23 protein-coding genes are annotated in these 25,983 nt (G+C 44.3%); 11 read left to right on the top strand and 12 right to left on the bottom strand.

The window, feature by feature from the left end:
- Positions 1 to 214: 214 nt before the first annotated feature.
- Positions 215 to 733 (top strand): RNA methyltransferase, encoded by a 519-nt coding sequence (locus B5D54_RS09795; RefSeq protein WP_078926365.1) that lies wholly within the window; start codon positions 215 to 217, stop codon positions 731 to 733.
- Between the two features lie 154 nt (positions 734 to 887).
- On the opposite strand, the gene B5D54_RS09790 is transcribed toward B5D54_RS09795, so the two are convergent.
- Complete coding sequence (locus B5D54_RS09790) at positions 888 to 1,934, bottom strand: GMP reductase (RefSeq protein ID WP_078926364.1); 1,047 nt, start codon at positions 1,932 to 1,934, stop codon at positions 888 to 890.
- A gap of 562 nt (positions 1,935 to 2,496) precedes the next feature.
- Between B5D54_RS09790 and B5D54_RS09785 the strand changes: the two genes are divergently transcribed.
- A complete protein-coding gene (locus B5D54_RS09785) occupies positions 2,497 to 3,492 on the top strand; it encodes a 2-hydroxyacid dehydrogenase (RefSeq protein ID WP_078926363.1) in 996 nt (331 codons plus the stop codon).
- Here B5D54_RS09785 and B5D54_RS09780 read toward each other — a convergent pair.
- From B5D54_RS09780 to B5D54_RS09760, 5 genes are all read right to left on the bottom strand, one after another.
- Positions 3,489 to 4,964 (bottom strand): NAD(P)H-hydrate dehydratase, encoded by a 1,476-nt coding sequence (locus B5D54_RS09780; protein ID WP_078926362.1) that lies wholly within the window; start codon positions 4,962 to 4,964, stop codon positions 3,489 to 3,491. The genes B5D54_RS09785 and B5D54_RS09780 overlap by 4 nt on opposite strands.
- A gap of 49 nt (positions 4,965 to 5,013) precedes the next feature.
- Positions 5,014 to 5,457 carry a PAS domain-containing protein gene (locus tag B5D54_RS09775; protein ID WP_078926361.1) on the bottom strand — a complete coding sequence of 148 codons (444 nt, stop codon included), beginning with the start codon at positions 5,455 to 5,457 and terminating at the stop codon, positions 5,014 to 5,016.
- Entirely contained in the window at positions 5,457 to 6,461 is a 1,005-nt protein-coding gene (locus B5D54_RS09770; RefSeq protein WP_078926360.1) for a response regulator, read from the bottom strand. The genes B5D54_RS09775 and B5D54_RS09770 overlap by 1 nt, the downstream gene beginning before the upstream one ends.
- 112 nt (positions 6,462 to 6,573) lie before the next feature.
- Positions 6,574 to 6,810, bottom strand: coding sequence for a hypothetical protein (locus tag B5D54_RS09765; RefSeq protein WP_078926359.1), 237 nt, complete (start codon positions 6,808 to 6,810; stop codon positions 6,574 to 6,576).
- 124 nt (positions 6,811 to 6,934) lie between these two features.
- Complete coding sequence (locus B5D54_RS09760) at positions 6,935 to 7,282, bottom strand: NADH:ubiquinone oxidoreductase (protein WP_078926358.1); 348 nt, start codon at positions 7,280 to 7,282, stop codon at positions 6,935 to 6,937.
- Positions 7,283 to 7,922: 640 nt separating this feature from the next.
- Between B5D54_RS09760 and B5D54_RS09755 the strand changes: the two genes are divergently transcribed.
- The gene (locus tag B5D54_RS09755; protein WP_000106983.1) at positions 7,923 to 8,132 is read left to right on the top strand and encodes a cold-shock protein; all 210 of its coding nucleotides are present in this window, start codon (positions 7,923 to 7,925) and stop codon (positions 8,130 to 8,132) included.
- Between the two features lie 84 nt (positions 8,133 to 8,216).
- Here B5D54_RS09755 and hmpA read toward each other — a convergent pair whose 3' ends face one another.
- Complete coding sequence (gene hmpA / locus B5D54_RS09750; RefSeq protein ID WP_078926357.1) at positions 8,217 to 9,422, bottom strand: NO-inducible flavohemoprotein; 1,206 nt, start codon at positions 9,420 to 9,422, stop codon at positions 8,217 to 8,219.
- Between the two features lie 225 nt (positions 9,423 to 9,647).
- On the opposite strand from hmpA, the gene norR reads away from it, so the two are divergent.
- Positions 9,648 to 11,243, top strand: coding sequence for a nitric oxide reductase transcriptional regulator NorR (gene norR / locus B5D54_RS09745; protein ID WP_078926356.1), 1,596 nt, complete (start codon positions 9,648 to 9,650; stop codon positions 11,241 to 11,243).
- Between the two features lie 39 nt (positions 11,244 to 11,282).
- On the opposite strand, the gene B5D54_RS09740 is transcribed toward norR, so the two are convergent.
- The 5 genes from B5D54_RS09740 to B5D54_RS09720 form a co-directional block, all read right to left on the bottom strand.
- Positions 11,283 to 12,149, bottom strand: a complete 867-nt coding sequence (locus B5D54_RS09740; protein WP_078926355.1) for a mechanosensitive ion channel family protein — start codon at positions 12,147 to 12,149, stop codon at positions 11,283 to 11,285.
- A gap of 211 nt (positions 12,150 to 12,360) precedes the next feature.
- Positions 12,361 to 13,590 (bottom strand): peptidase T, encoded by a 1,230-nt coding sequence (pepT, locus tag B5D54_RS09735; RefSeq protein WP_078926354.1) that lies wholly within the window; start codon positions 13,588 to 13,590, stop codon positions 12,361 to 12,363.
- A 511-nt stretch (positions 13,591 to 14,101) separates the two neighbouring features.
- Positions 14,102 to 15,463 (bottom strand): alpha-amylase family protein, encoded by a 1,362-nt coding sequence (locus B5D54_RS09730; protein ID WP_078926353.1) that lies wholly within the window; start codon positions 15,461 to 15,463, stop codon positions 14,102 to 14,104.
- A 349-nt stretch (positions 15,464 to 15,812) separates the two neighbouring features.
- The gene (locus tag B5D54_RS09725) at positions 15,813 to 16,013 is read right to left on the bottom strand and encodes a chromosome partitioning protein ParA (protein WP_078926352.1); all 201 of its coding nucleotides are present in this window, start codon (positions 16,011 to 16,013) and stop codon (positions 15,813 to 15,815) included.
- 106 nt (positions 16,014 to 16,119) lie between these two features.
- Positions 16,120 to 18,033, bottom strand: coding sequence for a methyl-accepting chemotaxis protein (locus B5D54_RS09720; protein ID WP_078926351.1), 1,914 nt, complete (start codon positions 18,031 to 18,033; stop codon positions 16,120 to 16,122).
- A gap of 333 nt (positions 18,034 to 18,366) precedes the next feature.
- Here B5D54_RS09720 and B5D54_RS09715 point away from each other — a divergent pair, with 333 nt between their 5' ends.
- From B5D54_RS09715 to B5D54_RS09685, 7 genes are all read left to right on the top strand, one after another.
- Entirely contained in the window at positions 18,367 to 19,323 is a 957-nt protein-coding gene (locus B5D54_RS09715) for an AAA family ATPase (RefSeq protein ID WP_078926350.1), read from the top strand.
- 9 nt (positions 19,324 to 19,332) lie between these two features.
- Positions 19,333 to 20,262, top strand: coding sequence for a DUF58 domain-containing protein (locus tag B5D54_RS09710; protein ID WP_078926349.1), 930 nt, complete (start codon positions 19,333 to 19,335; stop codon positions 20,260 to 20,262).
- A 4-nt stretch (positions 20,263 to 20,266) separates the two neighbouring features.
- Complete coding sequence (locus B5D54_RS09705; protein ID WP_078926348.1) at positions 20,267 to 20,752, top strand: DUF4381 domain-containing protein; 486 nt, start codon at positions 20,267 to 20,269, stop codon at positions 20,750 to 20,752.
- Complete coding sequence (locus B5D54_RS09700) at positions 20,739 to 21,707, top strand: vWA domain-containing protein (RefSeq protein WP_078926347.1); 969 nt, start codon at positions 20,739 to 20,741, stop codon at positions 21,705 to 21,707. Before B5D54_RS09705 ends, B5D54_RS09700 begins: the two co-directional genes overlap by 14 nt.
- On the top strand, positions 21,700 to 23,538 hold the full coding sequence (locus B5D54_RS09695; RefSeq protein ID WP_078926346.1) for a VWA domain-containing protein: 1,839 nt from the start codon (positions 21,700 to 21,702) through the stop codon (positions 23,536 to 23,538). Before B5D54_RS09700 ends, B5D54_RS09695 begins: the two co-directional genes overlap by 8 nt.
- A complete protein-coding gene (locus B5D54_RS09690) occupies positions 23,538 to 25,181 on the top strand; it encodes a BatD family protein (RefSeq protein WP_115173877.1) in 1,644 nt (547 codons plus the stop codon). Before B5D54_RS09695 ends, B5D54_RS09690 begins: the two co-directional genes overlap by 1 nt.
- A 69-nt stretch (positions 25,182 to 25,250) precedes the next feature.
- Positions 25,251 to 25,949 carry an SIMPL domain-containing protein gene (locus B5D54_RS09685; RefSeq protein ID WP_078926452.1) on the top strand — a complete coding sequence of 233 codons (699 nt, stop codon included), beginning with the start codon at positions 25,251 to 25,253 and terminating at the stop codon, positions 25,947 to 25,949.
- Positions 25,950 to 25,983 lie beyond the last annotated feature (34 nt).

Raw genomic sequence — 25,983 nt, 5'->3', positions numbered from 1 at the left:
TTGTCTGTTAAGCATGTTCGTTCATGAAATTTTCAGCCTCTCTTTAACTCAACGTCATGGTGAGCATTCATAGGTACCAACCGCCCCATTCCCTTCCTAATGGATAAAATTTCTCGTATCGAACCAGTAGTACTTCTGTAAAGTTCGAGCGATAATCCCCGCCACAGATAAGTTTATGCTCTAACATGAGCAGTACAAAAGTAGAACAACAACGATGACAACCCCGTCAACCATCATTATTGGGCTGTATAATCCCAAAAGCCCAACCAACGTAGGGGCGGTTATGCGCGCCGCAGGTTGCTATAACGCCACTCAAGTGCGCTACCATGGGAGCCGCTATAATCGTGCTGTAAAATTTCAAACAGATACTCAAAAAACGCATCAGCGTATCAGTTTAGTAGAAATGAACGACCTCACCGCAGAGCTTGCCGATGATGTGGAAATTGTCTGTGTGGAATTGGTGGTTGGCGCGACGGCATTGCCTCTTTTCACTCACCCTGAAAACGCGATATATCTATTCGGGCCTGAAGATGGCTCACTGCCACAAGAAATCGTGAATAAAGCACATCACGTGGTTTATATCCCTACACATGGTTGCATGAACCTCGCAGCAACGGTGAATGTGGTGATGTATGATCGTTTAGCAAAAACACTAGGCGCAATTGATGACCAACAGCAAGTGATAGCTAACCGAGATAATAAAAATCGTCTAAAAGTAAAAGACTGCGCCTAAACACATAGGAGATGTTCCTTTTCAACGAACCTAAATATCCAATTGAAGGATAATCTTCTTGAAAAACAACAACCCCACCTTAGTTAGGCTCCAACGATAAAATATGGCTGGAAGACTGTAAAGTGGGGTTATTTTTATATTATTGGCTCTTTAATTACTTCTCTTTACCAAACACGTTATTTTCTTGCTCTAACACACGAATAAATGTTGTACGTTTGGTTAGCTCTTTAAGCTTTGCTGCACCTACGTATGTACAGGTTGAACGCACACCACCAAGGATGTCTTGAATGGTTCCGTGTACACTGCCACGATAAGGTAATAGAACGGTTTTTCCTTCGGCCGCACGGTAACCGGCAACGCCACCAGAGTGTTTGTCCATCGCACTCTTTGATGACATCCCGTAAAATTTCATGTATGTCTCACCGTCTTTCTCGACGATGTCACCACCCGCCTCTTCATGGCCTGCCAACATTCCGCCAAGCATGACAAAATCTGCACCACCACCAAAGGCTTTTGAAACATCCCCCGCACAAGTACAGCCACCATCACCAATAATACAGCCACCTAAACCGTGAGCAGCATCAGCACATTCGATAATCGCTGACAGTTGAGGATAACCCACCCCGGTTTTCACTCGAGTCGTACACACAGACCCAGGGCCAATACCGACTTTAACAATGTCGGCACCAGCAAGAATCAGCTCTTCACACATATCACCAGTTACAACATTTCCCGCTGAAATCACCTTATCGGGGAAAGCCGTACGCACTTGCTGAACATAATCCACTAGGTGCTCTGAATAACCATTCGCAATATCGATACAGATAAAAATAAGCTCTTCAGACATAGCCATAATGTCTTTGGTTTTTTGAAAGTCAGCCTGTGAGGTTCCGGTAGATACCATCACTTTACTGAGCGTTTCACTGTCTGAATTTCTTACAAATTCAGCCCAGTCATCCACGGTGTAGTGTTTATGGATGGCGGTCATCACACCATGTTCCGCTAATGCTTTTGCCATTGCGAAACTTCCTACCGAGTCCATGTTTGCAGCAATGACAGGGACACCAGACCATTGACGGCCACTATGCTTGAAGGTAAACTCGCGGGTTAAATTTACTTGAGAACGACTTTTTAAGGTTGAACGTTTCGGGCGAAACAGGACATCTTTAAAACCTAACTTAAGTTCTTGTTCGATACGCATGTAATATTCCTTAGTTGATACACGGCTTGTGTCTCATCGCACTGTGCGTTGTCACCCTGTTGGCAGACAAGGCGACTATTCTTCGGACACAAAAAAACCGGAGCGTTGGCAGACGCTCCGGTTTTCAGCATTATAGGGTGCGATTTATTTCCAGCAAGTCTGATATTTCATTTTTTTTTATGTTACCCTTGCGAAGATTCCATACCCCAGACTTGTTCATAATCCCCCCATAAAAAAAATAAAAAAAACCTACAAATTGGCTTATATCTCAATATCTTGAAAAAAACGAATACCACCACTCTCGTTTACACAGAAAGTACTCTGGTTCACGATAAAAGCAACTCTACGACACAAAAGCAATAACGTGAGCTAAATCACCTTATAAAACGACCATTTTCCCACGTTTCTCTTCTCTAAAAATCACAATACTGTCAACCAAACCCCTTTTCTACATAAAAAATAGGGTTTATTTTTATTGCTATTCGGTTTATACCCAAGGGAATACTTCTGGGCTCTTTCCTTTAGCCCGCTAAGTCTGATCTTATTTAAGGAGACAGCAACTATGATTAACGTCGCTTTTTTTAGCGCTAAAACCTACGATGAAACCTCATTTACCCGCTTTGTCGACCCTCAAGCACTGACACTTCACTTCCATGATTTTCGCTTAACTCAAAAAACAGCTCAAATGGCTCGAGAGTGCCAAGTCGTCTGTGCCTTTGTGAATGATGAATTGGGTGAAGATGTCTTAAATGAGCTTTATCAAGGGGGAACACGCCTTATTGCGATGCGTTGTGCCGGCTTTGACAAAGTCGATTTAGAAGCGGCAAAAAGAATTGGCTTACAAGTGGTTCGTGTGCCTGCATACTCTCCTGAAGCGGTAGCAGAACATGCGGTTGGGCTGATGATGTGCCTTAACCGTCGTTTTCATAAAGCCTATCAACGAACCCGTGAAGCTAACTTTTCATTAGAAGGTTTGGTGGGTTTTAACTTCTACGGTAAAACCGTTGGCGTGATTGGTACAGGGAAAATTGGGGTGGCGACCATGAGAATTCTAAAAGGATTAGGCATGACCATTCTCTGTTATGATCCCTACCCGAACCCTGCCGCCATTGAGTTAGGAGCAAAATATGTTGAACTTTCAGATATTTATGCTCAAAGCGACATCATTACGCTACACTGCCCGATGTCGAAAGAAAATCATCACTTACTGAATGAACAAGCGTTTAATCAAATGAAAGATGGCGTGATGATCATCAACACTAGCCGAGGCGAGTTACTTGATTCAGTTGCCGCTATCGAAGCTTTGAAAAAAGGCCGAATTGGTGCTCTCGGCCTTGACGTGTATGACAATGAAAAAGATCTTTTTTTCCAAGATAAATCGAATGACGTGATTGTGGACGATGTCTTCCGCCGCCTCTCAGCCTGCCATAACGTGCTCTTTACTGGCCACCAAGCCTTCTTAACCGAAGATGCCCTCAATAATATTGCTCAGACCACGCTCAACAATATTTTGGCCTTTACCCAAGGCACATCATCGGGTAATGAGCTGATTGCTTAACGGTTGACTAAGCGGCGCAGATGCGGGATTAAATCACTCGCAAGCAGCCCTCGTTCACCAAACGCTTCGGCGTTTTGATCCGCCGCTTGGCTATGGATTAAAACGCCAACTTTAGCAGCATCAAATAATGATAGCCCCTGAGCAAGTAATGACACAATGATCCCCGTTAAAACATCGCCCATACCACCACTGGCCATCCCGGGATTCCCAGCCAGACAAACATAAATATCTTGCCCATTACACACTAAGGTTCCGGCACCTTTCAGTACCACAACACCACCATATTTCTGTTGTAGCGCTTTGACCGCTTGGAAGCGATCAGCCTCAATGCTTTCCACATCGCAATCAAGCATTCTTGCTGCTTCTGCCGGATGCGGCGTAATGATCCGCTGTTCATCATAACAAGCAGATTGGGCCAAAAAGTACAGAGCATCCGCGTCCATCACCTTCGGCTTATTGATACTTTGTACGGTATTCATCAACTGCTGAGCAATGGTATCTCGTCCTAACCCCGGGCCAATAGCCAAGACACTACACCAACCTAACCGATAATCAAATATCGACTGTTCATCCCAACTAGACGTCATGACCTCTGGACAACTCACTAACAGAGGTTTGGTATTATCAGACTGAACTAAAGCTGCCGTTAAACCACTCCCCGTTCGAACGCAAGCTTGCGCAGCCAATATTGCAGCGCCCCCCATTCCAGCATTACCGCCAATCAGCAAAACTTTACCATGCAATCCTTTATGAGCCGTGCGCTTTCTGGGATAAAGAAGTTGTTGTACCGCCTTACTATCAATCGCTTTCAATGTGGCGATATTTTGAGAATTAAACGCCTCTTCAACCCCTAATCCCGCAAAATGTAATTGTCCAACATAGTCACGGGCTTGCCCTGTGGCTAAACCTTGCTTAAGCCCAATGAAACTGATCGTATGGTGTGCCTCGATTGCTAAACCTAATACACGACCTGTTTGGCTACATAATCCGGAAGGGATATCAATAGAAACCACGGGAATGTTACTGCGGTTTATGGTTTCAATCACCGATTGCATCGCTGGGCGAACTTCACCTTTTACGCCCGTTCCAAGTAACCCATCAATCACCACATCCACACCATCAGGCAATGTCTCTGTACAGGGAAAAACCTCACCACCACTATCAATCCAATGATAATAGGCTGTGCGAGCATCATCTTGTAAACGCTCTGGTGAACCATATTGCCAGACGGTCACTTGAATACCGACCGACTGAGCTAAACGGGCAACAATATAACCATCCCCCCCATTATTGCCACTGCCACAACAAATCAGCCAATGGTGAGATCCCGGATATTGAGCCAGAGCAACCGTAAACACCGCTTGACCGGCTCGCTCCATTAACCGAAACATTTCTAAACCTTGCGCCTTTGCCGCGAGCTGTTCACCACGTTTGACTTGTTGAGGGGTATAGAAAATTTTGGGTAATAGCACCGTTATCTCCTTGATTTAGATATCGTTTGATCGGTCTGTGTTTTCCGTTCTACCGTTTAGAGTGTGAATACGCTAGCGCTTCAGCTGTCGCATCTTGGATAGAAAGAAAAAGAGAGTTCACTTTCCCTGTTGGCGTTCTCATCGGATTTAACGTGATATTCTGATACATGAATTCCGCTTGTTGAGTGACTGGACGCACATTACGACATTTAAATAAGTAGGGCCGTTGTTGCCAAGTGATAAAACTGCGACAACCTAAATCATAAACAGGTTTCGTTTTTAACTGAAACCAGTCTTGATGAATTTCCGGAAACAAAGTAAACAATGACTGACCAATCGCATCATGAGCTTGCTTGCCGCTATGATGAGTCATAAAACCATTCCACACTTGCACATGGTAATTTCGATCAAGTACGATCAACCCCATATCAACATTCTGAACCATGTCCACCATCCAGTGGAACTGCTCAAACTCAGCAGGCAGTGATAACATCAGAACTCCTCCATTAAATAGGCGAGTTTATTGTCTAGCAAAGGCAAAGACTCATCGACAAACATAAACAGCAAATCACATCGAATCGATGTACCATCAATGGTATAACTCACTTCAAAAGTCATCGTCTTACTAAATGAACCGGATGTCGATTGAATGACAGAATCAATCGTGACATGCTGCCCGAGTAAAACGGGCGAACTTTGGAAAAAACGGACTTCAGCTTGCTCACCCAAACCATTGAGGAAAGAACCGACTAAAATATTGGAGACATCCATTAATAGCTCAAGTTCTTCTAACTCTTCACTATCAACCGGCACTTTCATCAATTTTTTTAAATCCGCCACACTCGAATCACTAAGTAAAACTAATGCTTCACCCGCAATACCTTCACCACTAAAGCCCTGGCAAATGCCTGAAACCTGATCGTTCTCGGCCAGATCGCGCAATGCCATATGTAATTCACTGACTTCAAAAATATTGACGTTCGGCAGAGGAAGATGGACAAACACATCAAAATGACGTGCCAACGCATCGGCCGCTCGGCCAATGGATACGTTAGCCACTTCCATGTACACATCTCGCCGCCGTAGGATGGGAAGTTCGATATCAACAGGGGTAACAATACGAGGCTGCGTTGGCGGTTCCACTAACTCTCGCAGCACTGAATTCAGTATTTCTTTATCAATGGGCTTTTGGATAAAAGCTCGAGCGCCGAGTGACATCACCCGTTCTTTCGCTTTCGGTTGAATGTCTCCCGACACCACGACAACCGGTGTGGTATCACCACGTTGCTGCATGGCTTCTAATGTACCAAATCCATCTAGCTCGGGCATGGTCAAGTCAAGAAACATTAATTTAAAGGTATGTTCCTCAAGCAATGCCAAAGCTTCTATGCCATGTATCGCAAACATGATATCTGCATTTAAAGAAGAAGGGATGGAGCGTGCCATTTGTTTTCTGGCTAACGCCGAATCATCGCAGATCAATACTGGGTACGACATAACTACCACCAATGTTTTTATTTATTATTTTCCAATCTTTAAAAGTGTATACCCAAATTAAACCGATAAGCTAGGTGACGTTATAAATACTCTGCGCTCAACCAGATACGTGTCAGTTAGGCCAAAACGTCAGTAATACAATACGTAAAATAATGGCCAAGATAACGATGACCACGCCTAATCGATACCATCGGTACTCCGCAATAGACATCGGAATTCTTTTATAAAACATGGTCACGATACCTTTCCAATCTTGGCTACGCTTTCCATAACGAATAATGCCCGTTAAAAAGCAGGCGACACCCAGCAAGAGCAACACTTTTTCCAAACCAAACAGTACAGCATCCACTTTAATCTCTCCATTCTTTTCTCATCCTACCATGCCATTAGAATACAAACTCATATTCAAAAGCACAGTAGAATATAGCCGAACAGAAAACGAGCCCTTACCCTAAAAACGCCTATACCATCCATTAAAAAGAGCCTGGAGTCCGTAGCAACTTTGAACGATGGCAAAACCAAAAATAGGTGGTCACAAGAGAGAAAAATAAATAAGAAAGGCCAAAAACCGCTGGGGAAGTCATCCATTGTGATGAAACACCCCACAATACGCCGATAATGGTGATGACCATTTTCGCTATTACCCCTAAAAACAGTAACATTAGAGCAAGTTCTGGAAAACGAGTACATCGAAAGGAAAGCCAGTAAGCACTACTGACAGCGACAACGGCAATCGAAGAACCAAGTAAAAATGAATGAAAATGCTCCGCAGATGCGATAGCCGCCAAAACTGATAGGATAGCAATGAATAACCATTTCATCTTCTACCTTCCTTAGTGCTCAAGCACGATTAAGAAAACGCATGACGGAATGTATTTCTTAAAAACTCACAAGGTCTCTCTCTTGTAGTACTCCTTTACCTCTCTAAATTCAAGAACGAAAAATCTCTCACTCTGCCTGATATAAGGTCACTGATTACAAAAATGAAACAATTGAATATATCGCCAACTCATTAAGAGCATTCATTTACTGTTAACTATCGAAAGCCATCCTTAAAGAATACATTTTTTTAACTTTATCATTCGATTGGGTTATGTTTCGAATCTGTGATCTCAGTAATATCCTTGGTTTACATAAGCACATCAATAGGCAAGTTGAGAACAGAAAATAAGAGGCGCTGAATGGAGGGAAATAAGTATAGGATGAATTACATAGAAATGCCGCATAGAGCAAAAAAATGAGCAAAAGTTCAAAAACGTCTGCGACTCACCTCAAGTTCCGATTGACAAGCCAAGAGATTGTTCTAGACTCGATGATAGCTAGAAATGAAGTTCATTGTATACACATTGTTTCGTTGGATTCCTTGTAACTCCCGTCGTGTCGTACGCAATAGCAATCTACTTTTCCACGCTATCCGTGCCGAGATCGGCCTATATAAAATTGTTTTTTAGGATTTTTACTATGTCTACTCCTGTTACTGGTACCGTTAAATGGTTCAACGAAACGAAAGGTTTCGGCTTCATTAAGCAAGAAAACGGTCCTGATGTTTTTGCTCACTTCAGTGCAATCCAAGGTGACGGTTTCCGTACTCTGGCTGAAGGCCAAAAAGTTGAGTTTGTGATCACTCAAGGTCAAAAAGGCCCTCAAGCTGAAAGCATCAAAGTCCTGTAATAGACGCCCAAATTATTTAATAGCCAGCTTTAAGCTGGCTATTTTCATTTTATCTCCAAACCAATATGGCTAGAGGGGGACAAACTAACAATAGTGGTTTAACTCGGCATGAGGGCCAAACACTTCATAATGAATACGTTCACTAGACACACCTAACGCCATTAATTGCTTAACGATACTTTCCATAAAGCCTAATGGACCACATAGATAGAAATCACCATCATCGAATGGTAATTCAAGCAATGAAAGGTTCATCTGCCCTAAGTTTACGTTTTCTTCTGCCCCTTCCAAATACCATACATGTTTCTGCCACCGCTTCCCTTTAGCTTCTTGAACTGCAATTAATGAGGCTGTTTCATCAAGAAAAGTATGCTGCTGACGGGAGTGGCAGGCATATAAGTACGTCACCTTATCTTTTTCTTGCTTTGATAACGTATTCAGCATGGCTTGCATTGGTGTCGCCCCTACGCCGGCAGAAATTAAGATGACCGGACGTTGGCGCTCAACATAATAAAAGTCTCCAGCGGGAGCATACACAGAAATGCTGTCCCCAACTTGTACATGGTCGTGCAGATAATGTGACACGATGCCTGCGTGATCGTGACTCGCCCCTTCACGTTTGACTGAGATACGATAATCTTTCCCGTTAGCCGCTTGAGATAAAGAGTACTGGCGAATTTCCTGATAACGATGACCATCTGGCTTCACTTCTACACCAATGTATTGTCCCGGCTGATAATCCAACACAGGTTGACCATCTTTTGGGGTTAACACAAAACTGGTGACATAGCGTGACTCAGGATGCTTATCTGTCACAATAAATTCTCGCGCATCAGCCCAGCCCCCAACGGCTTGCTTACGCTGTAAATACAGCTCCCCTTCTCTATCAATAAAAATTTGGGCAAGAAACAGATAAGCCGCCGTCCATGCCTCTTCCACTTCTGCCGTAAAAGCATCAGGCACTAACTCTCTTAGGGTTTCAATAAGATGATGCCCTACAATTTGGTAATGATCCGCTTGGATATTGAAACTGGTGTGTTTATGAGCGATGCGTTCAACCGCCGCCGTCAACACCGCTATGTTATCAATATTCTTCGCATAGGCCGCCACCGCTTCGAATAAAGCAACACTTTGTCGCCCACTCTGCTGATGCGTCATATTGAAAATATCTTTTAATTCCGGGTTATGCGTAAACATCCGCTGATAAAAATGTTGAGTCAATGCAGGGCCTGCTGACTCTAACAATGGAATGGTACTTTTAATAATAGCGATGGTATGGTTATTGAGCATAAATCCAATTCTCCTCAAATCTGGATGATAATTATTCGGTGACTTTAGCGTCACTCTATAAAATGATGATACTGCTATAGGTTATATAGCAGTTTTAATGCCAACAACTAACCATATGTTATATAAGTAAAAAACAGACATCTCATCTAATCTCATGTCAAATTAACCCTTTTAATAAAGTCAATATGACTCTAGAATATCGAAAATTCTCTTTTTGAGTGGCTTATGCAAGATTTTTCTGTTTCCACACTGGTGGACATGACCATTGGCCTTGCCAGTGGATTAAACGATCAAGATCGTTTTCATCGTCTATTGGATGCGATTCGCAAAACGATTCAGTGCGATTGTGTCGTGCTCATGTCTTTACAAGGTGAAACCCTTGTTCCCCTTGCTATGCAAGGGCTCACAAGAGATACATTAGGCCGACGTTTTTCCATTAGTGATCATCCCCGCTTAGAAAGGATTTGCCATTCAACCACCCCTGTTCGTTTTGATGCCGATTGCGAACTTCCCGATCCTTTTGATGGCTTATTGATGGATCATGATGATGATCTTCCTATGCACGCCTGTATGGGATTACCTTTGATCTTTAGCGATAAACTGCTTGGCGTTCTCACATTAGACAGCTTAACACCTAATGTTTTCGATAATATTCCTCTGCGTAGCTTAGAAGTCCTCGCTGCTATCGCAGCCTCAACCCTGAAAATGGCCCTCACTTTTTCCCAACTGGAAATGCAAGCCAAACAAAGCCAACAGCGTTTAGAAGCCTTAAATGAAGGGGTGTGGGAACGTGATGGTGGTGAAATTATTGGTAGTAGTGAAGCCATGCAAACGATGAAAGCGGATATTGATGTCGTTGCACCGTCTGACTTTACGATTTTGATTCATGGGGAAACAGGCGTTGGCAAGGAGCTGGTTGCTCGAACCATTCATCACCTTTCCTCTCGAAAACGCCAACCCATTATTTATGTCAACTGCGCTGCGATTCCTGAAAACTTGGTAGAAAGTGAGTTATTTGGTCATGTAAAAGGGGCTTTCACTGGCGCAGATCGTCAACGGATGGGGAAGTTTGCTCTTGCTGATGGAGGCACCCTATTTTTAGATGAAATAGGCGAATTGCCACTGGCGGCACAGAGTAAGATTTTACGAGCACTCCAAAATAATGAAATTCAACCCGTTGGGCAGGATCAAGTTCAAACCATTAATGTCCGTATTCTAGCGGCAACCAACCGAGATCTTAAGCAAGAAGTGGAAGCGGGTCGCTTTAGAGCCGATCTCTACCATCGGTTAAGTGTCTATCCTATTTATGTACCACCGCTTCGGGAACGCATTGGTGATGTAACATTACTGGCGGGGTATTTTCTTGAACAAGCAAGACGCAAGCTGGGTATTGTTCAACTCAAAATACATCAAGAAGCCCTCAGCCATTTAATTTACTATTCTTGGCCCGGCAACGTTCGAGAGATGGAACACGTGATTAACCGAGCGGCACTTAAAGCTCGAGCGAAACAAACTGCGCAACCGGTTATCACCGTCACCAGTGAAGATATTGGCCCGCTGGATGAAGCTCTGCCTGAAACGACTTCGTCTGTGCTTCCTACAAAGTCTCCGTCCTCTTTACTCCACTCAGAACAAGGGCTGCGTGAAGCGACCGATGATTTTCAACGGCGATTGATCAGTGAAGCTCTCATAATGACGGAATTTAACTGGGCAAAGGCAGGGCGTTTATTGCAAGTTGACCGAGCAAACTTAACTCGGCTGGCCAAACGTTTGGGGCTTAACGTGACAAAAACGCATACCATTCAGCAAGAGAACGAATAAAACCTCTCCCAAGCAAATGTTGCGTTGGGGGATTGTCAGTCACACTTCAATTACAGGTTCAGCTATAGGGTTCGGCGGAAAGGCTTTCTCATACTCTTGCATGAAGTCCTGCCGAATCACCTGCTCTAAGTGATTGGCTTTATCCGTTGGACAAAAAATCATAAAGTGGACAATCTGTTCACCCGCAGGGGCGCTGGTAATTTCAATATGAGGCTCGGCACTGGGCAAATCGACCCCAGCGTGTTTTTCTATCATGTTGTTATAGCGGCGAGCGACATCAATAAAATGGGCAAAATGGGCATCCATTCGCTCATACATCGTCGGCAATAACGGATATAAGTTAACAAACCTTGGCACAACAATACTAAAGTTATGAAACACATAGCGTTTCATAAAATTCAGATTTTTGATGGGATGAGTAAAAAACAGGCTATTGGGTAGGGTTGCGGTTTTCCCTGTGTAGTGATACTGGCCATGCTGTAAGTCTATTTCTTGAATCACCGTTGCCATCATGTTGTGCTCAATGACTTCCCCACACACTTTACCAACTTCGATCCAATCCCCCATTCGAAAAGAGCGAGAACTGGCTCGTTGGATAGACCCGGTAAAACAGAGGATAATTTCTTTAGAGGCCACCACAATCGCAATGGCGATGGCGGTTACGGATAAAGCAAATTGGCTAATCTCTGATTTCCAGAGTAAGAATAGAATAATCAGACTGGCAGCAAACGCGCCATTTTTGGTGCGAGACATCCACTTACGTTGTTCTTCACTCAAAAAGGAGACATCACCCCTTATCTGGGCCAAAACAATCCGTTTAAGCAGCATGATCACTGATAAAACCAATAACGTTAACACGAGCTTATTGGTCAGCAGATAATCGACCATAATATTGACGTTTTCCATTCTTTAACCCTATCAATCTGCCACTCTTGAACCCTGACTTTCATGTCTCATCGTTATCATGGCGAGGAAAACACGATAAGATTCACTTCATTCTATGATTTGCATGATTATAGTAACAATATGAGGCTTTGATACCAGCATAAATACCGGATTTGTGACGTTAAGAAAGGATAACCCGTGCCGAGTTTCTTCAGCACGGTTAAGACAATGATTAAGCGTATTGATGGGCCGTTTTTTCAGCCAGTTTCATGATAACACGCACTGCGTCCTCCATACCTTCAATCGTAATGAATTCATGAATACCATGGAAATTATACCCACCGGTAAAAATATTTGGGCAAGGTAATCCCATAAAAGAGAGCCTTGCGCCATCCGTTCCACCACGAATAGGTTTAATAATAGGCTCAATATCACACGCCTGCATTGCCGATTTTGCCAGCTCAATAATATGCGGATGTTCTGCGATTTTTTCCTTCATATTGGCGTAATTATCAACGATTTCCAGCTCAACGCGCCCTTTACTTAACTGACTATTGAGCTCTGCAACTTTCTGCTTCATCCACGCTTTACGGGACGAAAACTCAGTAACATCAAAATCACGAATCAGGTAATCTAACTGAGAAAGGGTCACTCCCATCTTCGCCGATTTAAGATGATAAAAACCTTGGTAACCTTCGGTGTGTTCAGGGGTTTCTTGTGCGGGCATCATTTGAATGAATTGTGCGGCAAGATACATTGAGTTGACCATTTTATCTTTCGCTGTTCCAGGATGAACATTTACCCCATGAAAAGTCACTTGCGCATTTGCCGCATGGAAATTTTCAAATTCCAACTCACCAACAGGGCCGCCATCAATGGTATAGGCCCAAGAGGCACCAAATTTTTCAATATCAAAGTGATCCGCTCCGCGGCCAATTTCTTCATCGGGCGTAAAGGCAAGACAAATATCGCCATGCGGGATAGAAGGGTTAGCCATTAACAGCTCTACTGCCGTGATAATTTCCGCAATGCCGGCTTTATTATCCGCACCAAGCAAAGTATTGCCATCTGTCGTGATCAAGTTACAGCCATGTAGCTGATGCAATTCTGGGTATTGAATGGGTGATAAAATTTCATCGCCTTTCCCTAATGCAATATCTCCACCTTGATAGTTTTCAACAATTTGGGGCTTAACATGTTTACCCGAAGCATCCGGGGCGGTATCCATATGTGAAATAAAACCAATCGCAGGAACAGGATAATCGACATTGGATTTTAGCTTTGCCATGACATAGCCATGCTCGTCTAAACTCACATCGCTCAACCCAAGAGCGAACAATTCATCATAAAGGAGCTTGCCAAAGACTCTTTGCCCTGTTGAGCTGGGGCAGTGAGCATTCTTAGGTTTTGATTGAGTATCATAGGTAACATAGCGCAAAAAACGCTCAACAAGGTTATTCATAGCAAGCACTCACTATCGATAAAACGTAGTCGAAAAAATTCAACTGAAAAAACGCCATACCAAAACGACCTTAAAAATATCGCCATAGATACACTAAAGTGATTTGGGTATATACGCAGCTAATTGCAATTTATAGTACGTATTTATGCTGGGGATAACTTGCTATAAATCAGTTTTTAGTGGATTAGCATGCACACCCGATCAACCAGTAGGACAAAATAAGGTTTCAGAAATTAAAACTCGATACTTATATGAGATGGAGTGAAGATCACAAAATAGTATAAAAAAACACCTTTTCTCTCTTACTCATTTGGTACTTTCCCAAGAACTGACTACATTTACAGTCATATGACTCCAATCACTGCTCTGCTTGGATTCCCTCAATTTAATCATTATCACTAACGACGTCTCGCCTCTTGTGATCTGAGTTCAGATCCTTGAGGCGCTTTTTTCTTCTCTCTAAAATAAAAAGAGGATACTCAACTGACCCGTTGAGCATCCCCATGCTAACCTACGCTCCTGAAAAAATGGACAACAATCGGCTACTTTTCGATGGAGTATGAATCGTCACTTTCCCTTGAGAGCTTGGGAAAGCATCACCGCTGTATAAATCATAAAGCGTTTCTGTCCATACGAGATCCACTTGCTGCGCCCGAGAGGATTTATTCATAATGACCATACCTTTATCACCACGGCTAAAGACCAGAAGATCATCACTCGCCTCAAGCGTTTTCATCGGCAACCCATGCATTTGATTATGAAAAGCAATTCCCGCCAACATATTCGGCGCACACCACGCCTCCTGCCAGCGTGGACGGCCTTCTGAATCACGAATATCACTAGGGTTTAAATCAGAATAAATCAGTGGAACGCCACCATCTCGACCAAAAATGTAGCTGTAGGCTAGCGCTTCATTCTCCGCAGACATCACAAGATCCATAAACACATCGTTATTAGGAATATCATGAGTGATGGCAAAGGTAATGGCCCGTTCCTTAGATAAGGCTTCACCAAAACAATACGGATCAATCAGGCTCTTTAAGCTCCCTTTAGGCTGTAATGCGTTATAGACCGTTTGAAATAAAGGAAAATCATAAGCGCCTAAACGCGTTTCTGCTAAATAAGGCTCTAAAAATAGTTGGTATTCGGCTTTGGTTGCGCCGCCATCGGTAATAATCTCACCAAAAATATGAACATCATGAGTCAAAGCTTCCGACCATACTTTTTTAAGGTGTTCAATACTCATGTGTTTAGCCGCATCAATACGAAAACCTTTGACTCCTATTGCTTTAAGGGCCAAAAGATACGCTTGCTGCTGCTCAATCACGTGAGCATTCGCCCGTAATGTTGGTAAACCTGAATCATGAGGGCCGCCAGAAATTCGGCCATTTTGTACTTGCCATTTATCTTGCCAATCTTGAATACCAAAGGCTTCAACAAAATCATCTTCGGTAAATAAAGGTTGAGATAAATCGCCAAATAAACGCTGCTTTTGATAATAATTCGCCCGCTGGCGATAAATTAACTGCTCTTTCTCACTCGGATACTGTAAATCTAAACGAATGGAAGACTCATTGGCCATATGGTTAAACACCACATCGGCGTACACCCATAAGTCAAACTGTTGCAAAGTGCTCACCATCGTTTGGAAAGATTCCGTATTGCCCAACTGGTTATCAATCACTCGGTAGTCTTGTGGTTGGTAGCGTTGCCACCACGGTGTGCCTTTATCTTGGCGATAAGATTTCATCGGTGGAGAAACCAGCACGGCTTTATAACCCGCATCAGAAATAGCCTGTGCGTGTTCTGTCACTTGTGAATACGGCCAGTCAAATGCGTGTAAAATGACATCAGTTGGCTTAGAACGAATCATGACGAATACTCCTGCTTTACCTAGCAAGCGAAAAAAGAAAACCACAAAAATTGAAGACTGCTGACTAAAAACATTTCTAGTATTGATGAGAATTATAATTCGTTCCTAAAAAGGGCAATCCCCCCAAAGTCGATTATTCATGGCGGAGAGCTAGGGCGTAGAGCCAAGAATACCATGCCCGTCACCAAAGAGGAGGCTTATTACTCGTAACGAGTTCATGGCTAAAGGGCAGAAATGGAAGAAATATTAGCGAAAAGGAGGAGAAAAGATGGGGAGAACGGGCAAAATAGCGCGCGAGAAATCAAGCAATAGGTGCCATAACATGCCTATTGCTTGTATCCCATTAGCCTTAATGGATAGGCGTTTCTGATTGAGCGAAAAATTTTCCAAAATGCGCTTCTAGTACTTCAGGGGTCAGTTTCCCTTCTGCTTCTAATTTTTTGAGTTCAGCAACAACGGCTTTTTGCTCATCTAGGCTAGGAAGCGCAACTTCTGGTTGCGCCTCCATTTCTTGGGCCATCATTTCCAGTTCTTTTTCAAAATCGTTCATAGTACTTACCTAATATTGTTCATGCTGGCGAGAAGTGTACCCAACTCGCCAGCACTATTCTAGCGCTTAAGGTGTTCCTTCATTTTCTCCCATCCTATCGAAACCATTACACTTTGAATCGGCCAACCCTATTTTGTAGATCGGTTGCCAAACGTGCTAATTCATCACTGGCAGCCGCAATATGCGTTGAACCATTAGAGAGCTGCTCTACACCACTGCTGATGCGGTTTAAGGTTTGGTTCACATCATCTGCTACGATAGACTGCTGCTCTGTCGCGGTAGCAATTTGAATATTCATATCATTGATGGTGAAAATACCTTTCGTGATATCACGCAGTTTCTCTGACGCTTCTTCTGCCCACTGTACAACTTCACTGGCTTTACGATAACCGCCATCCATTACCTGTGATGCCTCCTTCGAGGCCATTTGCAATTTTTCAATAATGTCTCGAATTTCTTCTGTCGAGCTTTGCGTGCGAGTGGCTAGAGTACGCACTTCATCGGCCACAACGGCAAATCCACGCCCGTGCTCGCCAGCTCGAGCAGCTTCAATCGCGGCATTGAGCGCTAATAGGTTGGTTTGCTCAGCAATGCTTCGAATCACTTCTAATACCTTGCCAATGGAGTCCGCATCCTGCTGCAATTTTCCAATCACATTTACTGCGGTTTGTACTTCTTTCGCTAAGATAAGCACTTCATTGGTGGTGTTGGTCACAACCGCTTCCCCTTCCTGCGCAAATCGGCTGGATTGATCCGCAGCTTGCGCCGCATTGGCGGCATTTTCCGCCACTTGATTCACTGTGGTTGCCATTTCTGTCATGGCCGTTGCCACTTGATCCGTTTCATGGCGTTGTTGTTGAACCTGATCATTGGCTTCTCGACTCGATACCGCCAACTCTTCGGCGGCTGCCCCCAATTGAATAGCGGCTTCTGCCACTTGTTTTACTAAGCTATGCACGCCACCCACAAAAGCATTAAAACTTCGGGCGAGATCGCCAAACTCGTCATATCGGTCTTCGCTCAACCGCTGAGTTAAGTCACCATCTCCTGCAGCGATTTGCTCTAACGCTTCCCGCGTTTCATTCACAGGTTTGACAATCATCTTGGCCACCAATAAGACGATAACAATAAGAATGATGATCGTTACAACAAATGCAAGCAACAGACTTACCGTTAAATCTCTAGCAGGAGACATGATAACATCATAAGGCTGGGCAACCGCTAACGACCAACCTGGAGTATTAGCCACAGGATGGTAAGCCACCATATAGTGTTGATTGTTCTCTAAATAAAGATCCGTGAGCCCCGCCTGCCCAGCAACCATTTTCTTACTCATCTGTGCATAATCAGTATTACCCGATTCTGTTGCCTTATCTTTTAGGCGCTTTTCTTCCCTTGGGTGAGCGACATAAATACCACGCGAATCTACCAACCATGCCACCGCATTATCGGTTGCCACATTGTCAACCAACTGAGTGAGTGTATTGAGTGTGACCGTCGCCGCCAACAGACCGATCACCTCTCCCTGATGGTTTTTCACCGCCTGTGCCAAAACAATAATTGCATTGCCGGAGGTACCCGAATAAAGGGGGTCGCTCACTAAGGAAGACTGGGTTTTCTGCACCACCAATTGTTGGAAATACCCTCGATTGGCTCGGCTGGCAATCACACCATTGTGGTGATACGCATCCCCTTTAAGATCGACAAAAAACATCACCTCAAATTCAGAACTCATTGCTTTGCCAAAGTGTTTCACATAACTAAAGATGGCTTGTGTATCTCCCGATGCTAAAGTTTCCGTTTGTGCTAACGAACGAACCACGGCCATTCTCGCTTCAACCCAACTGCTCACCATATCTGCACTATTTTGAGCGGTACGGCTCACGGAGTGTTCACCCAAGCTCACCACTCGGGAACTCACCTGATTGGTAACAATCCAAGCCGCTAGAAGCAAACAAAAGGTTAATGGGATGCTAAATACAATAATCAGTCTTGAGGTCATTCTTAACTTTTTAAACATAGGTTCCTCTCAGCCGCCAGGCTTTTATATGTCAAACTGCGCATATTATTTCTTATATTATTTAGCACAGTTCAGGTAAAGCTCACGAAATTGTTCAAAATTTGGTGAGGGCTCTCTAATAAAAAGGGACACCTTTCATTCAGAGCTTGGGAAAAATCAGATTAAAAATAGCCTCATCCATTTTCTTTATGAGTAGAATGAAGGTAAAACCAAGCCAAATCGTATAAATGGTGAGCAATCAAACCGGAAAATGTGATTTTCCTATTTATTCACCGGAACTTTTCGATGTCGACAGTGACCAATGGCTGAATTACCAATTGGGAGTCGGGTTAGATGCAATTATCTACTTTTCAATCACTACAAACGTATTTAAACCAACAAGTCATTGGTCAACACTCTTTGGTCCAGCAGTTGCTGATTGCTCTGCTTGCCGATGGACATATCTTAGTTGAAGGGCCACCGGGGCTTGCAAAAACCCGTGCTGTTAAATGTCTAGCTGAATGTATTGAGGGGGAGTTTCACCGAATTCAATTTACGCCCGATCTCCTCCCCGCCGATTTAACAGGCACCGATATTTTTCGACCAGAAACGGGAGAGTTTACCTTCCAAGCTGGACCCATTTTCCACTCCTTGGTCTTAGCCGATGAGATTAACCGAGCTCCTGCCAAAGTTCAGGCGGCGATGCTGGAAGCCATGGCAGAAAAACAAATTACCGCGGGCAGAAAAACCTATCGCTTACCGGACCTATTTTTGGTCATGGCCACCCAAAATCCGATTGAGCAAGAAGGGACATACCCACTGCCTGAAGCTCAGTTAGACCGTTTCCTACTCCATCTTGATGTGGATTATCCTGATGCTGAACATGAGTTGGCCATTCTCCGCCTTAACCGAGGAGAGGCTCAGGGACACGCCTCCGAACGGCCGCCCATAGTCACTCAGTCTGATATTTTTCAGGCTCGGCAAGCGGTACTCAATATCCACATGGCCGAGTCTATTGAGCACTACCTGATTCGTTTAGTGATGGCGACACGTCAGCCTCAAGAATATGACCCCCAGCTTGCACAGTGGATTGAGTTGGGGGTCAGCCCGCGGGCCACCATCGCCTTAGATCGCTGCGCCCGTGCACATGCTTGGCTTAATGGTCGTGATTTTGTGAGCCCTGAAGATGTTCAAGCTATGGTGTTTCCCGTGTTACGCCACCGGTTGTTGCTCTCTTATCAAGCGCAGGCGGAAGGGATTCATCCCAATCAGGTTATTGCTCATCTCCTCTCTTTAGTGGGTAGTGCTTAAGGCATCATCATGGCGAATTCATTCTGTTTACCTCTTCCCGAGCATGCAGATGGCGTTCATCTCTGTCTTGAAGAGTTATTACCTTATCAACAACATGCGGTGAAATGGTTACCGCCTGCCAAGAGTTTATGGTCTCAACTATTAGGGCATCATCAAAGCAAACAACTTGGGCGAGGAATGGACTTTGCCGAAGTACGCCAATACCAACCGGGAGATGATATTCGAACCATTGACTGGCGGGTCACCGCCAGAACGGGAAAACCCCATACCAAACTCTTTTGTGAAGAACGAGAAAAACCTGTTGTTTTGTATGTGGATTTAAGTGCTTCAATGCAGTTCGGCTCGACACTGCTATTGAAATCCGTACTAGCCGCTCATATGGCAAGCTTACTCAGTTGGCTCGCCGTTGCCCAACATGACCGTATCGGTGCAATCATTGATCTTGGCCACCAGCAGCTTGAGTTAAAACCGACCGCCAGACACAAAGGCGCCTTACAGATCATGGCTCATTTAGTTAAAGGACAGCAGCAGGCACTTGCACAAGCATCTACCCCATTCGCTTCCATGAAATCGGGGCTACTGGCACTTAACCACCTCTGCCCCAAAGGCAGTGAGATCATCATCATCAGTGATTTTGTTCGCTATGATGATGATCTCAAACCACTCTTTAACCAACTCAGTCGCCACAACCAAGTGCGCATGGTACATATCATCGATCCTCTAGAGCAAGGAGTCACCCGTTTTCGAGGCGTTGAACGAGTAAAGAATAACCAACAAACGCGCTGGCTCAACTTTTCAGCAAATAGTACGCGTTTAGGTATCAAAAAATCCTTTGAATCTCAGAAAGTAAAACTAAAATCATTGAGCCAATCTCAGGCAATAGACTACCGAGCACTTTCATGTGACCGGCCTTTGTTGCAACAATTATCTGGACTCTAAATCGATGCAAGAACTTTCAGCTTCTTTAAACCTTAATGCTCTCCACCTCCCAGATTTGCCTTCTTGGTGGCCTTTGGCCTGGGGATGGTGGATTAGCCTTGCTGTGGTTCTCCTCTTAACCTTATTGATTCTTTGTCTAGCTATCTGGAAACGAAAACGTCTTGCGCCGAAAAAAACGGCATTGCGTTTGCTCACCCAGTCCAATGGCTATCAAACACCATCGGCCGCGATGGAATTACTCAGGCAGGTTGCTCTGTGCTATTACCCTCGTGACTACATCGCACCACTTACAGGCCATGAATGGTACGCCTTTTTAGATAACCAACTGGGTCAATCTCGTTTTGTACCCAATGTGACTTTATGGCAACAAGCTTTATATCAAAAAACACCCATTACTCATCCAGAACAGTTAATCAGTGACTGTCAGCTATGGATAAATGAGGCATTGCCACCGAAGAAGAGGAGTTTAAGGAACCTTGGCAAACATTGAGTTTTTATGGTGGTGGTGCTTCTTATTACTTCCACTGCCTATTTTGGTCTACCGTTTTTTATCGCCGCTCCCGCAGCAAGCGGCGATTCCTCTCTCCTACCTACCTCCAACCAACCATTTTGCTAAACCGCAACAATGGTGGACAAAAGGCTTAGCCATCTTCGTTTGGTTATGTCTTATCACTGCGGCCGCTCGTCCGGTTTGGTATGGAGAGCCCATCTCTCTCACGACCCAGCAGCGAGATATGATGCTGGTGGTTGATCTTTCTTATTCAATGAATCAACAAGACATGTTGTTAGGTGACCAATATGTCGATCGACTCACCGCAGTCAAACAAGTACTCAGTGATTTTATTGCAAAACGCCAAGGGGATCGGTTAGGACTGATCTTTTTTGCAGACCATACTTACCTGCAAACACCACTAACATTAGATCACACCACGGTGACTCAACAGTTAAACCAAGCGATATTACGGCTCATCGGAACACAAACAGCAATTGGCGATGGTATTGGCCTTGCGACTAAAACCTTCATTGACAGTGATGCCCCACAGCGCATCATGATTTTACTTAGTGATGGGAGCAATAATGCGGGCGTCTTGGAGCCGATTGAAGCGGCTAAAATTGCCAAACACTATGACACCACCATCTACACCATCGGCGTAGGTGCTGGTGAGATGGTGGTACGAGATTTTCTGATGACTCGCCGTATCAATACCGCAGAGGATTTGGATGAAAAGACCTTACAAGAGGTTGCCGAGTTAACGGGAGGAAAATATTTTCGAGCCCGTAACCAACAAGAACTACAGAATATTTATGACACCATTAACCAGCTAGAACCCTTAAGCCAAACCACCCAGACTTGGCGTCCACAAAGTGAATGGTTTCGCTATCCACTCACTGCTGCTTTATTACTTTCAGTGGCATTAATGATCTTGAGGAGACATCATGGCTGATTTTATGTTTCTCTTCCCAGCTTGGTTGTGGGCCTTGCTGCCTTTAGCTGGACTATTAATCTGGTTATTTTATCATCCTCATCGTCCATCCTTGGTGGCTCCTCACCTTGCACAAGCAATGGGGCTTACCCATAAAAAACATCAACACCTTTGGTTAGCTGGGGTGAGTTTCTGCTGGCTGATCGCTACCCTCGCCTTAGCTGGGCCAAGTTTTGAAAAACGGCCCAGACCAAGCTATACCAATAGCGCGGCACGGGTTGTCGTGATGGATATGTCATTATCGCTTTATGCCAGTGATCTCACACCCAACCGACTCTCTCAGGCTCGTTATAAGGTGTTAGACTTACTTTCAGGTTGGCAAGAGGGCAATACTGGATTAGTGGCTTATGCAGGTGATGCCTATAGCATTAGCCCCTTAACCACAGACACAGCAACCATTGCTAGCCTACTCCCTAATTTGTCACCTGAAATTATGCCTTTTCCTGGAGCTAATGCCGCCGCTGGCGTACAACTTGCCATAGACATGCTAAGGCAAGCCAACGTAGCTTCGGGAGATATCATTTTGATCGCAGATGATATTTCGATGCAAGAAAGTCAATCGATCCAAACCTTACTCAGTGGCACTCCATGGCGATTCATCCTGCTGGGGATCGGCACCACAAATGGCTCTCCGATACGACTCAGTGATGGCGCATTATTAAGAGATGATCAGCAACAAACCGTCATTGCAAAAACCGATTTTATTGCGATGCAAAAACTCGCCTCACAAGTAGGGGGACACTTTGTCGCTTATCGAAATGATGATCAAGATGTACACACCATTCTTCGTCTAACCGAGACGGCAACATCGAACATAGAGCAACAAACGGGTACACCACTTATCTCCGATGCCATAAACCATGGTTACTGGTTAGTCATACTATTAATTATCCCAACCCTATTACTCTTTAGGCGAGGAGTCCTGTTGGGTTTATTCATCACAATGAGTATGTTCACCACATCGCAGCCCGTACAGGCCTCCGCTTGGCTAAACCAAGACCAGCAGGCATGGCGCGCATACCAGCAGGGGGAATATGAATCCGCCGCGACGCTCTTTTCCTCATCCGAGTGGCAAGGCGTTGCTCGTTATCAAGCTGGGGATTACCAAGGCGCTATCGATAGTTGGGAAAGTATCCCGACTCCGAGTGAGAAAATCCAATACAATCTTGCCAATGCCTATGCCCAAGCCGGACAGTTAGAAAAGGCGAAACAAGGTTACCAAGAGATACTCAACAACAACCCCAACCATCAAGATGCGCAACATAACCTGGCTGAAGTTGAACAAGCGCTTAAACAGCAACAGCAACAGCAACAGCAACAGCAACAGCAACAGCAACAGCAACAGCAACAGCAACAGCAACAGCAACAAGAGTCTTCGTCAGAGACAGAACAAGGTCAAGCCTCTTCTTCCTCTCTTGATGATCAAGATAACGAAACGAATCAAACAACGGTTCAGCCTGATTCTCTTTCTCCGACAGAGAACGATGATTCATTACCGTCTCAAATACCATTAAATGAAAAAACGAAGGCTGATCAACCCGATGAAGGGAAAAAGGATGCAGAGAATGATGAAGAGGTAAAAAACCAACCGGATAATCTCACCCCAAGCGATGTGGAGCATACCGCTTCTCAGTCGGGGCAAAATGAAAACAGCACTCAAGAAGTGGATCCTCAAATGCGTAGGCTGGAACAAGTAGAAAACGCCCGCGATCCCAGTCGTTTGCTGCGCGCTCAACTTTATTTACAAGCCAAAAATAAACCCACTCCATCAACAGAAGGTAAAAAGTGGTAATGATGAAATTGTTGCAATTCCGACTCGTTCCTTGGCTCATGCTATTACTGAGCTCGTTGAGCTTTTCTGTTCATGCAGCCACCTTATCTGCCACAGTGAGCAAAAATAAAGTGGCAAAAAATGAGGTGTTTCAACTGCGAATCGTCAGTGATCGTCCCTCCACATCGGATGCGATTAATTTTCACCAACTAGAAAACGATTTTTTTATCAGTCGCCCAAGTTTTGCTTCTTCTGTCAATATCGTAAATGGAAAGCGGAGCCAACATAGTGAATGGACCCTTTCAATCGCGGCCAATCGTGTGGGAATGATCACCATTCCAAGCTTTGAATTGGATGGACAGAAAACTCAACCGATTGCGATTCAAGTCACTGCCGATGAGCAAGCACCGGATACCGAACAACTGATTGAAATGCACAGTACCCTCTCTCGGGACACCCTCTATCCACAAGAAAGTGCCCAACTGCATACTCGATTGCTTATCAAAACCGATGTTCGTCGGCTACAAAACCCTCAACTGGTGCCGCCCTCGGTTGAAGGAATGACGCTCACGCCGACCCGTGAGCCTAAGCAATACCAAACCATCATAGATGGCATAGAAGTCACGGTACTCGAACAAGATTTTCGTCTCACCGCCGAAAAAGCGGGGCAATTTCAATTAACAGAAGCCAAGTTTCAAGGTTCGTTAATCTACAGTCATCGCTATGATAACGGAACCCGAGTGATTCCTTTTACCACTACCCCAAGAATCTATTCCATTACCGTGGAAGAAAAACCGGCGGACTATCAAGGTACTTGGCTCCCTACCGCTCAATTAACCTTAATGGAGCAATGGCAAGATAGCCAAGGTACTCCTATTGATCATTCACCTTATTCTATGAAAGTGGGGGAAGCGATCAATCGAGAAATCACAATGCAGGTGACAGGATTAAGCCCAGAACAACTGCCTCAATTAACTCTGACTTATCCGGAAGCCGTTCGTGTGTATGAAGAAAAACCTCAAATCACCACCCAAGATAATGGGGACGCGGTCATGATGGTCAAACACGTCTTAATTCCACGCCGCAGCGGGGATATTTCTTTACCCAAAGTTACCCTTAATTGGTGGAATACAGACACAAAACAGCAGCAAAGTTCTCAAACATCAGGGTTAACGTTAATCGTGACAGCGGATGACCATGAAGAAGTGGCACCTTTACCCACGAATATAACACCACCGTCACCCCGCTCTGTAGAAATCGTCAAAGATGCGGGCTGGTGGCCTTACTTCACTCTGTTTTTTGCTCTACTATGGCTAATCACCGCTCTCCTCGTTTGGCGGCAACGAACATCAGCGATCAATACCATGAATGAGGCTCATACCACACCACCACAACGTTCCCAGTGGCAACAATTACAGCAGGCGTTAGAGCAAAAAGACGGCATTGCGATTAGTCATGCTGTAACACTATGGATGGAGAGTTTAGTTCTGAATCAAGAAGAGAGAAGACAACTGGAGCAAGCACTGAATCAATTCAATGCTCAACTTTATTCGGCAAATGCTCAAACCGCCAACCTTAATGAATTAAAACAACGGATTTCTCTGATTCACCAGCAACACTCGAAGCCAAAGAATCAGCGAAATCATCCCTTAGCTAAGTTATAAGCCAGCCCACTATGGGTAGAAAATAAGGAAAAGATCATGTCTACAGATCGTCAACACACTCTCATCCCCATGGCCGGGATACTCGGTTTAAGTTTAGTTATCGGACTCGGCATATTGGGCTTTTTCTTCCAACAAACCGCAATTAAATTTAAAGAATATGAGCGTATTGTTACCGTAAAAGGATTATCAGAGCGCGAAGTCATGGCTGATACGGTCATTTGGCCGATTCAATTTACCTTAGCCGATAATGACTTACCGACACTCTTTACGACACTAGATCAACAAAGCCAGCAGGTCATCACGTTTCTTGCTAAGCAAGGGATTGAAGAAGAGGCGATTTCTTTCTCATCCCCCGCTGTCATTGATAAAAAAGCCCAACAATATGGTAGCGATGCTCAAGTCGAATACCGTTACCTAGCGACACAAACCTTAACCGTCTATAGCAGTCACGTTGATCGGGTTCGGCAAGCGATCAGTCAAATCGGTCAATTAGGCAAACAAGGCATTGTATTTAATCAAGACGGTTATAGTAACCGGGTCGAGTATTTCTTCTCACGGTTAAATGATATCAAGCCCGATATGATTGAAGAAGCCACCAAACAAGCTCGTGAAGTCGCTCTTAAATTCGCTAAAGACTCGCAAAGCCAACTGGGTAAAATTAAGCGAGCTTCACAAGGGCAGTTTTCGATTACCGATCGAGATAACAACACGCCTTACATTAAAAAAATTCGGGTAGTCTCGACGGTTGAATATTATTTATCAGATTGATGGGTTATCGAATCGATGGGTGGCGAAGGATGAT

The sequence above is a fragment of the Vibrio cincinnatiensis DSM 19608 genome (assembly GCF_900167345.1).
GTDB lineage: Bacteria > Pseudomonadota > Gammaproteobacteria > Enterobacterales > Vibrionaceae > Vibrio > Vibrio cincinnatiensis.
Note: the sequence above shows the minus strand (reverse complement) of the source record. Positions and strands in the feature narration are given on the sequence as shown.

Coding starts and splice junctions, on each gene's coding strand:
- B5D54_RS09795 (WP_078926365.1), top strand. CDS start 215: ATGACAACCCCGTCAACCATCATTATTGGGCTGTATAATCCCAAAAGC.
- B5D54_RS09790 (WP_078926364.1), bottom strand. CDS start 1,934: ATGCGTATCGAACAAGAACTTAAGTTAGGTTTTAAAGATGTCCTGTTT.
- B5D54_RS09785 (WP_078926363.1), top strand. CDS start 2,497: ATGATTAACGTCGCTTTTTTTAGCGCTAAAACCTACGATGAAACCTCA.
- B5D54_RS09775 (WP_078926361.1), bottom strand. CDS start 5,457: ATGTTATCACTGCCTGCTGAGTTTGAGCAGTTCCACTGGATGGTGGAC.
- B5D54_RS09770 (WP_078926360.1), bottom strand. CDS start 6,461: ATGTCGTACCCAGTATTGATCTGCGATGATTCGGCGTTAGCCAGAAAA.
- B5D54_RS09760 (WP_078926358.1), bottom strand. CDS start 7,282: ATGAAATGGTTATTCATTGCTATCCTATCAGTTTTGGCGGCTATCGCA.
- B5D54_RS09755 (WP_000106983.1), top strand. CDS start 7,923: ATGTCTACTCCTGTTACTGGTACCGTTAAATGGTTCAACGAAACGAAA.
- hmpA (WP_078926357.1), bottom strand. CDS start 9,422: ATGCTCAATAACCATACCATCGCTATTATTAAAAGTACCATTCCATTG.
- norR (WP_078926356.1), top strand. CDS start 9,648: ATGCAAGATTTTTCTGTTTCCACACTGGTGGACATGACCATTGGCCTT.
- B5D54_RS09740 (WP_078926355.1), bottom strand. CDS start 12,149: ATGGAAAACGTCAATATTATGGTCGATTATCTGCTGACCAATAAGCTC.
- pepT (WP_078926354.1), bottom strand. CDS start 13,590: ATGAATAACCTTGTTGAGCGTTTTTTGCGCTATGTTACCTATGATACT.
- B5D54_RS09730 (WP_078926353.1), bottom strand. CDS start 15,463: ATGATTCGTTCTAAGCCAACTGATGTCATTTTACACGCATTTGACTGG.
- B5D54_RS09725 (WP_078926352.1), bottom strand. CDS start 16,013: ATGAACGATTTTGAAAAAGAACTGGAAATGATGGCCCAAGAAATGGAG.
- B5D54_RS09720 (WP_078926351.1), bottom strand. CDS start 18,033: ATGTTTAAAAAGTTAAGAATGACCTCAAGACTGATTATTGTATTTAGC.
- B5D54_RS09715 (WP_078926350.1), top strand. CDS start 18,367: ATGCAATTATCTACTTTTCAATCACTACAAACGTATTTAAACCAACAA.
- B5D54_RS09710 (WP_078926349.1), top strand. CDS start 19,333: ATGGCGAATTCATTCTGTTTACCTCTTCCCGAGCATGCAGATGGCGTT.
- B5D54_RS09705 (WP_078926348.1), top strand. CDS start 20,267: ATGCAAGAACTTTCAGCTTCTTTAAACCTTAATGCTCTCCACCTCCCA.
- B5D54_RS09695 (WP_078926346.1), top strand. CDS start 21,700: ATGGCTGATTTTATGTTTCTCTTCCCAGCTTGGTTGTGGGCCTTGCTG.
- B5D54_RS09690 (WP_115173877.1), top strand. CDS start 23,538: ATGATGAAATTGTTGCAATTCCGACTCGTTCCTTGGCTCATGCTATTA.
- B5D54_RS09685 (WP_078926452.1), top strand. CDS start 25,251: ATGGCCGGGATACTCGGTTTAAGTTTAGTTATCGGACTCGGCATATTG.